Source organism: Acidobacteriota bacterium, assembly GCA_022562055.1.
Classification (GTDB): Bacteria; Actinomycetota; Acidimicrobiia; order Spongiisociales; family UBA5794; genus BMS3BBIN02.
Genome location: JADFQA010000007.1, coordinates 47,293 through 58,768 on the forward strand (window position 1 = coordinate 47,293; position 11,476 = coordinate 58,768).

Sequence of the window (11,476 nt, forward strand, 5' to 3'; positions counted from 1 at the left end):
CGTATGCGTCACGACAGCATGCAGGGTCGGATCGAGTCTCGCCACGACAAAACATCTAAAAGATGGTTAATCTTGTCGCCATGAGTAAAACCGAGGCTTCAAATCAGGCCGATCTTTTCGACACGCTTCTTGTGGGACGCCAGATTCGCTTTGCACGGACCTGTGCCGGGCTTACGCTTGACGATCTCAGCGCCAAGGTAGGTCGATCAGCGCCGTTCCTGTCGCAGCTCGAAAACGGCAAGAAAGAGGTGAGTCTCAGCTTGCTGAATCAGCTTGCGGGCGCGCTTAGCGTCCCCGCCCGCGATCTGCTCGACTCGTCACCTCCGACCCGACGCGACGAGCTTGAGATCGCCGTCGAACTCGCCCAGCGCGACCCGTTATATCAGGGATTCGGGCTGGCAAGATTCAAGCCTTCGGCGAAGATTCCCGACATTGCACTTGAGCACATCGTCAGGCTGTACGACGAGCTTCGCGGACGATCGATCCCGAACATCGTGACGCGCGAAGAGGCACGCATCGCCAACTCAGAACTCAGGGGTGTCATGCGCGAGCGTGGAAACTACTTCGGCGACATCGAGAAGATTGCGCGAGATGTGGTGAAGGCCATCGGGTACTCCGGTTCGGGGGCGCTGAGTCAGGGTGACATTGACGACCTCGCCAAACATCTCGGATTCACCGTCCACCGCAGCCAAACAGTTCCTGCGTCGGTGCGGTCACTGACGGACCTGCGCCACAAGAGGATCTACATAGCGCAGCGCGATGCCCTCGACAACATCGGGGCCCGCAGCGTGATACTGCAGACCCTGGGGACGTTTGCGCTCGGTCACAAACCGCCGAAGGACTTCACAGAGTTTCTCCGCCAACGGGTCGAAACGAACTACTTTGCCGGCGCTGCGCTGCTTCCCGAGGTGGCGGTTGTACCAGTTCTCCAGAGGGCGAAAAATGACCGTGATCTCTCGATTCAAGACATGAAAGACGTGTATTCGGTGTCTTTCGAGATGGCTGCCCATCGTTTCACCAACCTCGCCACCGAGCATCTTGACCTGCTTGTCCACTTCGTTCGCTCGGACGAAGAAGGCATCATCTGGAAAGCGTACGAGAACAACGACGTCCCCTTCCCGCAGAACTCAGTTGGCGCCATTGAAGGGCAACGATTGTGCCGGGAGTGGGGAACAAGGCAGGCGTTCCACTCTGCGGACAAGTTCGCTATCCACTACCAGTACACCGATACCGACGTCGGGACGTGGTGGTGTGGGACGCACGTCGAGGCAGGGCGAGATCCTCTGAGTGCCATCACCGTCGGAGTTCGTTTTGACGACGCCAAGTTCTTCAGAGGTCACGACACCGATCGTCATTCAGTGTCCCGGTGTCCCGATGGCAACTGTTGTCGTCGGCCATCGGACGCGCTGGCGGCGAGGTGGGATTCGTACGCGCTGCCTTCGGTGCGCCCGAACTCACATGTGCTTGCCGCAATGCCGGTCGAGACGATTCCCGGGGTTGATATAGCTGAGATGTACGAATTCTTGGAACGCAACGCTCCGCACGTCTGACTGCTCGTGTCGGCATCCGATCGTGCGGCATTTCGTGACGGTCTCTATCGGACGCCAAGGCCCGGGGCCTGTCGTCAGGACTCGACGGGCGCTCGGATGATTCTGCGCAGCTCTCCTTCGGCGTTAATCACGAGAATCTCGCCGTTGTTGTCAACGCCGAAGCTCGTGATCATGCCGAGGCGGCCGAGGTCGCTCTCCCATGAGCGAAGCTGGGTTGCTTCTCCGTCGACCATCTTGAGGGTGCGTACCCAGCCGATGCAAAAGTCGCCGTACACATAGTGGCCCCAAAGCTCGGGCAGTGCGTCACCAAAGTACACCGGGCCACCGATGAGTGAACAAATGTATTCGTGGAATATCGGGATGGTGGGCTCGGCGAGGCCGGTTCGGTCACACGACTCGGCTTCGTAACATTGCGGTCCCTCCACAATGGGCCACCCAAAATTGGTCCCACCAGCAGTCGACAACGCAAGCACATTGACCTCTTCCCAGCCCTCTTGTCCGACGTCCGTTACGTAGAGTTCGTCGGTTGCGACATCAAAAGCGATCCGCCACGGGTTTCTCAGGCCCATCAGGAATAGTTCCGGGGCGCCGCCGCCTTGCGCGAACGGGTTGTCTGGAGGGATGGCATACGGATCGCCGCTGTCTATATCGAGGCGCACGATGCCACCGAGCAGGGTGTCAGCGTTTTGTGCGTTTTGGAACTGGTCGGAGATCCCTCCGCCATCACCAAAAGTGAGGTAGAGATATCCGTCGGGGCCGAAAATCAGTTGACCGCCGTTGTGGTATTGGTGGGGCTGGTCCTGGCGCAGAACCGTTTTCTCGAACTGAGCGCTGGTGATGCTGCTGCGTGAGTACTCAAGCAGTTGGCTGTTCCCGGCAGTGTCGGTGAAGTACACAAACGAACGTCCGTTGTTGGCGTAGTCGGGGTGTAGTGCAAAGCCGAGCAGACCTTGTTCGAGACCCTCTGTGGTGATGTCTTCGGCGAGATCGATGTAGGGCTCGTCAAGGACCGCACCGTTGTCGACGATGACGACCCGACCTGTTTGCTCGACCACGAAGAGTCGATCGGTTCCCGGCTCAGCAACGACGGCGACGGGCGTCGACAGGCCGTCCGCAATCAACTCGGAACTGAGCTTCAAGGGCCCGTCGGCGACCGCGACGGGGGCGACTGGCGGGGTCGCGGGTGGCGCCGTTGTACCTGGGCCGGTTGAGATCTCGGTGGTTGAGGACCCGCACGCCGCAACGCCGACCGCAAACAATCCAATCAGGAACACTTGTTTCATTTTCAGGAGGTTACCGACATCCGAGCGTTGTGAGTTTCGCGAGAGGGGAGCCGTGGTGAACAGCCAGTTTCGTTGGGTTTGAGCTTCCACCGTTTCTCCGGTCGCGTGGGAGTGGAGTACGGGGGGGATAGGCCGTAGGCTGGGAAGTATGGAAGCTGTATTGGTGGCGGTCGATGTGCCGCTTGTGGGAGACGAACGGCATAAGAACTGGGCGAAGCTTGTCGAGAACGTCGATCCGAGCCAGTCGACCGGGTGGGCCTTTGAGGGGGAGTTCATTGCGGCCGGGGGAATCCAAGACGTGCCCGTGGGTGCGGTGCTGCTGGTATACGGGGAGCGTGGTTCGCGACAAAACCCGCACGGCGAGGGGCGGGTTTTCAGAGTGAACGGCGACGGCACCCTGACGCTGCGTGGACAAGCGAGCGGTCGCGCCTGGGCGCGGACGCTGCGCGACGAGGTGGCCGAGCTTCTCGATGAGGCATACGAACGCCCCATCGAGATGAAGGACTGGACGCCCGAATTGATGATGTTCACCGACACTGCCCTCAAAGAAGAGCTTCGGCGGCGCGACAAGGCGAAGACGTAGGTATGGAAATTGTCGACACCGAACGCGGGCAGTTTGCGGTTAGGCGGAAGGGTGACGGGCCGACAGCGGTGTTTCTCCACGGGTTTCCGTTTGACTCCACAATGTGGCTCGACCAGATTTCTGGATTGAACGGTTTGGGTGAGCGCCTAGCCATCGACCTACGCGGGTATGGACGCTCCGAACCGATCCATGATGAGGTCGCAAACCTGGACGATCATGCGGGCGACGTTATTGCGGTGATCGACGCTCTGGGCATTCACAGAATGGATCTCATCGGGTTCTCGATGGGCGGCTACATCTCGTTGGCGATTGCGCAACGCTATCCCGACCGGCTCCGCTCGCTTGCCCTCGTCGACTCGAAAGCCGACGCAGACGCTCCCGCAGCCAAAGCGAACCGTGACACCGCAGCCCTGCGGGCGACGATCCAGGGCAGGGAGGCGTTGGCAATGGAGACTGTCGAACTGCTGCTTTCCCCCTCGGCCTCGTTGTTTGCCAAGGCCCGTCTTCGGTCAATGGTCGAAGCGTGCCCGTTTGAAACGATTGTGGCCGGTCAGGCTGGGCTGAAGCGCCGCCCGGATTGTCGGAAAGTCCTCGAATCGCTCACCGTGCCGTTCCTTGCTGTTGTTGGCGAAGATGATCGGATCACTCCACCAGAGCTTTCGGTTGCCATGGCCGACGCCGCCCCCGACGGTACGTCGGTGGTTGTTCCCGGTGCCGGTCACATGTCACCAATCGAGCAACCAGAGGCCGTCAATACAATCCTGCGCGACTGGCTCAAGACGGTCCGTTTGAACGTGTAGAACCGCTGCTGCGGGGCGTTAGCTCTTCGGTGTTGGTTCGAGATCGAACGATGTCCGCGCCTCGCGAGCGGCTTCCACGTCTACTCGGGATAGCAGGATTCCACCAGTCACGAAGAAGATCAGAATCGACAGGATGGCGGGTCGACCGGAGCCGGTCTGGAAGCTCACCACCGCAAAGATCAGCGGTCCGAAGATGGCGCTGAACTTGGAGAACACGGAGAAGAACCCAAAGAACTCAGCCGATGCCTCCTCGGGAATCATTGAGGCGTACAGCGACCGAGATAGTGCCTGGGTGCCGCCGAGTACCAACCCGATCGTTGCGGCGAGAACAAAAAATGGGACAGCTTGACCAGCAGGGAGAGAAAAACCGCCAATCGTGATGCCCGACCAACCGACAAGCGACACCAGAATTGCGTTTTTCGGTCCGATGGCGCGGGCCAGTGCACCAAAGGCCAGCGCGCCCCCGAACGCGACGAACTGCACAATGAGGAAGGCCAGCGCAATAGTCTTGAGTTCGAGACCCAATGTTTCTTCAGCGTACGCCCCCGAGATGTTGATAACGGTTTGAGTGCCGTCGTTGTACAGCAGGAACGCGACGACAAACATCATGAGGTGCTTCATTTTGATGATCTGCCTACCGGTGTTGACCGTTCGGGTAATCCCAAGCCTGACGTAGTCCCGCCAGGAACCACCCGAGATCGACGCTGCCCTTTCGGGGATGTGCATTCTGCCGAGTGCGAACCACGTAAATCCAATCCACCACACTCCGGCGCCGGCGATTGCGATGCGCACCGCGGTGCCGGTCTCTAGCCCGGTCAACGAACCGGGGCCCTCGCTAAATGTGATGAGCTGGAGTGCAAGCAGCAGGTACAGTCCGCCGCCGACGTAGCCGTACGCATACCCCTTGGACGACACCGAATCGATCGTTTCGTCCGTCGTGATGTCGACAAGGAACCCGTCGTACATCACGTTTGCTGCGACGAAACCAATGTTGGTAATAAGGAACAACCCGAGGAACAACGCCACCGAACCATCAGGGACAAGCGTCATGAGGATCATCACGAGACCACCCGTCACCGCGGCTGCGCGGAGGAACTTGCGTTTGGCGCCCGAGAAGTCGGCCACCGCCCCAAGGACCGGCATGATCGCGAACAACACGATCGCACCGATCGACACGACCCCGGACCACAGTGTCTGGCCGGACATCTGCACTCCGAACACGCCGTAACCGTCATCGGGCACGATGCCGTCGGTGAAGAACGGTGCGATTACCGCTCCCGCCATGACGATGTAGGCACTGTTCGCCCAGTCGTACATCGCCCAGCCGAATATTGTCCGTTTGTCGTTTACGCTTGTTCCCACCCGGTCTCCCATCCTGTGCGCCTGTCACGATAGATCGAACGACCCCTGTCATGCTGGACAGCATCGCTGTCGACTCGTCAGAGGCCGGCAGTGAAGGTGTCGTCGCAGCGAGTCTTCGGTAGTTCGGGACACGGTGTTTCGGCAACTCGGGCGGTGGCAGTGTGGCGACCCTCTCAACTATCACCGGACCGGCTTGAGCCCGCCGGTGCGCCTGCTCGCTCCGTGTCCGGTATCTTGTGTGGTGGAAGTACGTTGTCTAACGATTGGGTCCGCCGTTTGACGGGCAGCATTACGGTTGTTGGTTCGATCAACCACGACATCGCGGTTCGTGTGCCCCGCCACCCGGTGCCGGGGGAGACGATCATTGGGAGCGGGCATTTCACGTCTCCAGGTGGGAAGGGGGCAAACCAGGCAGTTGCGGCGGCCCGGTTGGGTGCGTCGGTGATGATGGTCGGTGCGGTCGGTGACGACGCACCTGGAGCGAACCTTGTTGATGGGTTGGAGGCCGAGGGAATTGACTGTACAAACGTTTCGGCAAGCACCCGCGTAGCCACCGGGATTGCCCTCATCACCCTCGACATGGCGGGTGAGAACTCGATCGTGGTCAGCCCCGGGGCGAACGGAACAGTGTCCGTAGACGACGTCACAATCAGTGCGGTTGCAGATGCGGTCGTCGTGCTTATCCAGCAGGAGATCCCGGCAGAGGCTGTCGCTGCGGCGGTGTTGCATGCAACAGGCAAGGTCATTTTGAACCCCGCACCTGCGCGCACCGTGAGTCCCGAAGTGTTGGCGAGGGTCGACGTACTTGTGCCCAATCGATCCGAGCTCGCCGCTCTCGCCGGGTCGGCCGAAGCCGGCTCGCTCGATGAAGTCGCCGACCAGGCGCACGGGATTTCAGGACCGGGTCTTGTGGTCGTGACGTTGGGCGGCGACGGGGCAATGATCATCGACGGCGAATCCGTCACCATCGTCGAGGCAGCTCCGGTGACGCCGGTTGACACTACAGCGGCCGGCGACGCGTTCTGCGCCGGGTTGGCGTTCGGCATCGCCTCGGGATGGGATGTCCCGAGGGCAGTGCGGTGGGGCGCTCTTGTCGGTGCGCTGGCCACGACTAAGGAGGGCGCACAGCCATCGTTGCCAACCCACGACGCCGTCATGCGCTTCGCCACATCGATGGGTTAGGCTCGCTGGATGTCTACCCGCCCAATCATCATCGACACCGACCCGGGTCAAGATGACGCCGTTGCCATCATGTTGGCAATAGCTTCTCCCGAACTCGACATTTTGGCTGTCACCGCCGTTGCCGGCAACGTGCCGCTCCCGCTCACAGAGCTGAACGCTCGCACGATCGTCGAGGCGTGCGGCAGACCAGACATACCGGTGTTCGCGGGCGCCGCAAAGCCAATGCTCAGAGACCTCGTAACGGCTGAACATGTGCACGGGAAGACAGGTCTCGATGGAGCGGACTGTCCTGCGCCGACGATTCGCCTCGCCCCAGGTCACGCCGCGCAAGCAATCGTCGATATCGTTCACAAGGCGGAGGAAAAGATCACCCTCTGTGCACTCGGACCGCTTACCAACGTCGCGATTGCCTTGTTACTCGATCCGTCGATCTCTGAGAATCTTGAACAGATCGTTCTCATGGGAGGGGGCTTCTTCGAAGGTGGCAATGTCACACCCGCCGCCGAGTTCAATATCTACGTCGATCCGCACGCAGCGCACATTGTCTTTGCGTCTGGGATCGATATCGTCATGATGCCGCTTGACATGACGCACAAGGCGATTGCCACTGACCCCGTGATACAACGGTTCGCCAACCTCGGCACCCATTGTGGTGACGCTGCAGCGGGGATGATTGGGTTCTATTCGCGACACGATTCCGAAAAGTACAGCGTCGCCGGAGCCCCGCTCCACGACCCCACAGTGATTGCCTATCTGATCGATCCCGAGCTCTTCTCAGGTCGAGCGTGCTCCGTGGAAATCGACACGCACTTGGGACCCTCGCTGGGTGCAACACAAGTCGACTGGTGGGACGTCACCGACGAACCTCCAAATGCAATGGTGATGCGCGACGTCGACTCTGAAGGGTTCTTTGATCTCTTGGTGGAACGGATTGCCGGGTTGCCGTAACCAGAACTCTTGCCCGATATGGCTGGAACATGAGCGCTACCATCGCGACCATGGGAACGTTGCAGGGGATTTCGGTCATCGAGCTCGGCGGGATTGGGCCGGCGCCGTTTTGCGGAATGCTGCTCGCCGACATGGGTGCCGATGTCATCCGTGTGGATCGGCCGAGCGAGGTTGAGGGCGGACTAGATGACATGCGGCGCGTGTCGGGTCGGTCGAAGAAATCAATCGGCATCGACTTGAAGTCAGCGGACGGAATTGACGTCCTGAAGCGACTTCTTGGTACCACAGATGTCTTGATAGAGGGATTCCGACCGGGCGTCATTGAGCGGCTTGGCATCGGTCCCGACGTATGTGAGTCCATCAACGCCCGGCTTGTCATCGGTCGGATGACAGGTTGGGGTCAGACAGGTCCCTACGCTTCGATGGCCGGGCACGACATCAACTACATCGGGTTGGCGGGTCCGCTCGGAGCAATCGGTCGCAGCGGCGAGCGGCCGGTGCCACCGCTGAATCTTGTAGGAGATTACGGTGGCGGCGCGCTCTACCTTATTGCGGGGATACTCGCCGCGCTTGTCGAGCGGGAGTCCTCCGGTCGAGGTCAGGTCGTCGACGTTGCCATGGTTGATGGGGTGGCGTCGCTTATGACACCGACCTACCAGCTCTTCGGGATGGGTCTGTGGTCCTCCGATAGGGAGAGCAATCTGCTCGACGGTGCTGCCCCGTTCTACGACACTTACGAGACTGCCGACGGGAAGTCGATGGCTGTCGGCCCCATCGAGCAACCGTTTTACAAAGCGATGCTGGATGGCCTCGACATTGACGAAACCGAGCTCCCCGATCGCGATGACCCGACGAACTGGCCGGCCCTTAAAGCCACGTTCACCGCTGCATTCAAGACGCGCACCAGGGATGAGTGGGAGGCGATCTTTGTCGGGACGGATGCATGTGTCACGCCCGTACTGGCGCTCGATGAGGTGGCGTCACACCCGGTTAACATTGCCCGTGATGTGTTTGTGGCGTCAGGCGATTCGTCTTTGCCGGCACCGGCGCCGCGGTTCTCTCGCACCCCTTCGAACGTTGGCGGTGACGCCCCCGAGCCCGGCGCTAACACCGACGAGATCTTGACCGCGGTGGGATACGGCTCCGAAGAGATTGCTGCACTGCGAGGCGTCGGTGCAATCTCTTGACCTTGCACACCTGACCGCGGCGCTTTCCGGTGCGTACGCCGTCGTGCTTGTTGCGAGTGGCGGTGCCAAGCTGCGATCGCCCGACCCCACACGGACCGCGCTGGCAGCGTTTCGACTGCCCGCGTCGCGACGGGCCGCCTACGCGCTGGGCTTCGTTGAAGTGACCTTGGGTGTGATGGTCTTGTTTGTCGGTGCGATACCTCAGCTAGTCGGCGGAGCGCTGTATTTAGCGTTTGCGGTGGTGGTAACCCCAGTCGTAACCGGCAGACTCGATCTTGAGACGTGCGGATGTTTTGGTGAGCGCTCTTTGGCGCCGGGCGTGGCGCACATCGCCATCAACCTCGTGGGAGCCGGATCATTTTTTGCTATGTACGTTGCGGCGTCACCGCCGTTCGTACCGATGGTTCGCGGAACGACGGTCGCCGCTGCCCTTGGTTGGACGGCCGGAGCCGTTGGATACGCCATCGGCGTCACAGTTGCCCTCACAAAGGGTACGATGCTCACTCGCGGTGCGGAAGTTCGATAGCACCGGGCTTGTGTCACCGGCTGCCGGCTACCGCCTCAGCCTAGGAGTGGAGAGCAATGAAGGTCATCCTTGTAGGTGCTGGAGCGCACGCCCGTCAAGTGTTACTGCGCCTTGGACCCCACTGGGATGTTGTGGTCGTTGACATCGACGAGCGTCGTTTCGAGCGTTTCAACGAGATCCGTGAATTTGACGCTGTTGTAGGAGATGGGAGTTCAGCACTTGTTCTCAAGCGAGCCGGCGTTGGCCAAGCCGACGCGGTCGTCGCCGCCACTGGCCACGACGTTGTCAATCTTGCGTGCGCCAAGATCGCGTTGGCTGAGGGTGTTATGCGTGTCATCGCAATTGCCCACGACCCGTTGCATGTCGACGAGTACACCGAGGCCGGGATTCACGTTGTGACCCCGGCCGCTCTGGCGGCGCGCCACATCGAAGTCAACTTGGAACCCCGGCGGGTCGTGTCGACCGCCTTCGCCGGAGGCAAGGCCGAGGCAATCGAGTTCTACATCAGTCCCGACACCCCGGTCGCCGGGAAGCGTCTTCGTGATCTTCACAGTGAGACGTGGGTGATCGCCGCCGTCTTGCGAGGGGAGCGGCTCATCATCCCTCATGGCGGTACGCAGATTCTTGCCGGAGACCGCGTCACTGTTGTCGGCGAAGCGGCGGACTTCGCAGCAATTGTCGCCACATTCACATCAGGGAAATCGCGGTTCCCTGAGGCCTATGGCCGCCGAGTTGCGGTAGTGATCGATCACGAAAACGACGTTGTAACGACCGGAGCTGCTGCAGTTGGGATGGTGCGTTCGACCCGGGCTGACTCGCTGCTTGTCGTTCAGCGTGATACCGGGCGCGACACCGAGCGCCAAGCCGAGCTCGACACTTTGGTCGCTTCGCTCGGTGCCGCAGAAGACGGCATCGACATCGAGGTGCGGACCACAAGAGAGAAATCTCTCGCTGAGGGCCTGGTTGCGATAGCCAGCGAAGAGAGCGTTGGGATCGTCGTGGCGCCCCCGCCACGAGGTCGCCGAATCGTTGCTCGATGGCGGGCAATGCGCGCGTTGAACGTCTACGGCCGTGTCGGGGTTCCCGTGTTGTTCGCGTCTCAAGAACCGGCATGGGAGGACACATTCGTGCTCTTGAAACGCACACCTGCCGGGGAGGCCGCAGCTCGTGTGGCGATCGACCTTGCAAAGGCGCTTGGCACTGATTTAATCGGCGTTGGCGTTGTTCCGCCAATATTTGTGACAGGTACCGACGAGATAGGGGAGGCTCGCGCTGCCGCCGCATGGCTGCGGGAAGAGGCCTCCGTGCAAGGCGTCGGGGTTCGGCGCAAGATTCGGCGGGGCAACCCCGTTCGAGTTATGGAAGAACTCGTATCGTCCAACGATCTGCTGGTATTGCCCATGCCGCGGCTCCCTCTGAGTTTGCGTCGGATCGGTATTGCTACGTACATGCTGGGTCGCGTCGGCGGATCACTGCTCGTGGTCCCGGAGTTGTCCTGAAACGACCAGCGGTAAGCCTGGTCGACGAATGTTCTGGCATACTGCACCGCTATGCGTGATTCACTAGCTGACTGGGTGCGAGCCCTACCGCTGCCCGACGGGGTGATTGTGGTCCTCCTTGCAATGGTTCCGATAATCGAGCTGCGCGGCGCCATTCCCATCGCGCTGGGTGTGTTCGATTTCGGCCGGGTACCGGCGTACCTACTCGCGGTTGCCGGCAATCTCATCCCGATACCGATCATCCTGTGGGTGTATCCTCCTTTTTTCTCGTTCACAGAACGACATGTTGGATGGTTACACCGCCTGCTCGCCAGGCTTCAGCAGTCGACCGAGCGTCGACACTCGGCACGGTTCAACCGTTGGCGAGATATTGCGTTGGTCAGCTTTGTGGCGATCCCGCTGCCGATCACCGGGGCCTGGAGCGGGTCACTCGCCGCGATCGTATTCAGCGTGCCCAAGGGGAAGGCGCTGGCGTTGATCGGCCTTGGTGTACTGATTGCCGGGGTCGTCGTCACGCTGTTCATCGAAGCTCTTGGGCTTTCGGTCGGGTGAGCCC

The 11,476-nt window shown here is 60.6% G+C and carries 11 protein-coding genes; 9 read left to right on the forward strand and 2 right to left on the reverse strand.

The genetic code is table 11. The features are described from left to right. Positions 1-80: 80 nt before the first annotated feature. Positions 81-1,550, forward strand: coding sequence for an ImmA/IrrE family metallo-endopeptidase (locus tag IIC71_03625; GenBank protein ID MCH7668281.1), 1,470 nt, complete (start codon positions 81-83; stop codon positions 1,548-1,550). Positions 1,551-1,624: 74 nt separating this feature from the next. Here the strand turns inward: IIC71_03625 and IIC71_03630 are convergent, their stop codons facing one another. Continuing rightward, positions 1,625-2,833 (reverse strand): PQQ-dependent sugar dehydrogenase, encoded by a 1,209-nt coding sequence (locus IIC71_03630; GenBank protein ID MCH7668282.1) that lies wholly within the window; start codon positions 2,831-2,833, stop codon positions 1,625-1,627. Positions 2,834-2,981: 148 nt separating this feature from the next. Between IIC71_03630 and IIC71_03635 the strand changes: the two genes are divergently transcribed. Together IIC71_03635 and IIC71_03640 are read left to right on the forward strand one after the other, a co-directional pair. After that, positions 2,982-3,416, forward strand: a complete 435-nt coding sequence (locus IIC71_03635) for a hypothetical protein (GenBank protein ID MCH7668283.1) — start codon at positions 2,982-2,984, stop codon at positions 3,414-3,416. A gap of 2 nt (positions 3,417-3,418) precedes the next feature. Then, the gene (locus tag IIC71_03640; protein MCH7668284.1) at positions 3,419-4,216 is read left to right on the forward strand and encodes an alpha/beta fold hydrolase; all 798 of its coding nucleotides are present in this window, start codon (positions 3,419-3,421) and stop codon (positions 4,214-4,216) included. Positions 4,217-4,234: 18 nt separating this feature from the next. Here the strand turns inward: IIC71_03640 and IIC71_03645 are convergent, their stop codons facing one another. Continuing rightward, entirely contained in the window at positions 4,235-5,578 is a 1,344-nt protein-coding gene (locus IIC71_03645; GenBank protein MCH7668285.1) for an MFS transporter, read from the reverse strand. Positions 5,579-5,854: 276 nt separating this feature from the next. On the opposite strand from IIC71_03645, the gene IIC71_03650 reads away from it, so the two are divergent. The 6 genes from IIC71_03650 to IIC71_03675 are packed head-to-tail and all read left to right on the forward strand — an operon-like array spanning position 5,855 to position 11,472. After that, the gene (locus tag IIC71_03650; GenBank protein MCH7668286.1) at positions 5,855-6,760 is read left to right on the forward strand and encodes a ribokinase; all 906 of its coding nucleotides are present in this window, start codon (positions 5,855-5,857) and stop codon (positions 6,758-6,760) included. A gap of 9 nt (positions 6,761-6,769) precedes the next feature. Further along, positions 6,770-7,708 (forward strand): nucleoside hydrolase, encoded by a 939-nt coding sequence (locus tag IIC71_03655; protein MCH7668287.1) that lies wholly within the window; start codon positions 6,770-6,772, stop codon positions 7,706-7,708. Between the two features lie 41 nt (positions 7,709-7,749). Beyond that, positions 7,750-8,895 (forward strand): CoA transferase, encoded by a 1,146-nt coding sequence (locus IIC71_03660; protein ID MCH7668288.1) that lies wholly within the window; start codon positions 7,750-7,752, stop codon positions 8,893-8,895. After that, on the forward strand, positions 8,882-9,421 hold the full coding sequence (locus tag IIC71_03665) for a DoxX family membrane protein (protein MCH7668289.1): 540 nt from the start codon (positions 8,882-8,884) through the stop codon (positions 9,419-9,421). The genes IIC71_03660 and IIC71_03665 overlap by 14 nt, the downstream gene beginning before the upstream one ends. 56 nt (positions 9,422-9,477) lie before the next feature. Beyond that, positions 9,478-10,920: an NAD-binding protein gene (locus IIC71_03670; protein MCH7668290.1), complete on the forward strand. Its 1,443-nt coding sequence runs from the start codon at positions 9,478-9,480 to the stop codon at positions 10,918-10,920. 51 nt (positions 10,921-10,971) lie between these two features. Next, positions 10,972-11,472 carry a small multi-drug export protein gene (locus IIC71_03675; GenBank protein ID MCH7668291.1) on the forward strand — a complete coding sequence of 167 codons (501 nt, stop codon included), beginning with the start codon at positions 10,972-10,974 and terminating at the stop codon, positions 11,470-11,472. The last annotated feature ends 4 nt before the right edge of the window (positions 11,473-11,476 follow it).

Excerpts from the sequence above, each read along its gene's own strand:
- IIC71_03625 (MCH7668281.1), top strand. The coding sequence starts at position 81 with ATGAGTAAAACCGAGGCTTCAAATCAGGCCGATCTTTTCGACACGCTT.
- IIC71_03630 (MCH7668282.1), bottom strand. The coding sequence starts at position 2,833 with ATGAAACAAGTGTTCCTGATTGGATTGTTTGCGGTCGGCGTTGCGGCG.
- IIC71_03635 (MCH7668283.1), top strand. The coding sequence starts at position 2,982 with ATGGAAGCTGTATTGGTGGCGGTCGATGTGCCGCTTGTGGGAGACGAA.
- IIC71_03640 (MCH7668284.1), top strand. The coding sequence starts at position 3,419 with ATGGAAATTGTCGACACCGAACGCGGGCAGTTTGCGGTTAGGCGGAAG.
- IIC71_03655 (MCH7668287.1), top strand. The coding sequence starts at position 6,770 with ATGTCTACCCGCCCAATCATCATCGACACCGACCCGGGTCAAGATGAC.
- IIC71_03670 (MCH7668290.1), top strand. The coding sequence starts at position 9,478 with ATGAAGGTCATCCTTGTAGGTGCTGGAGCGCACGCCCGTCAAGTGTTA.
- IIC71_03675 (MCH7668291.1), top strand. The coding sequence starts at position 10,972 with ATGCGTGATTCACTAGCTGACTGGGTGCGAGCCCTACCGCTGCCCGAC.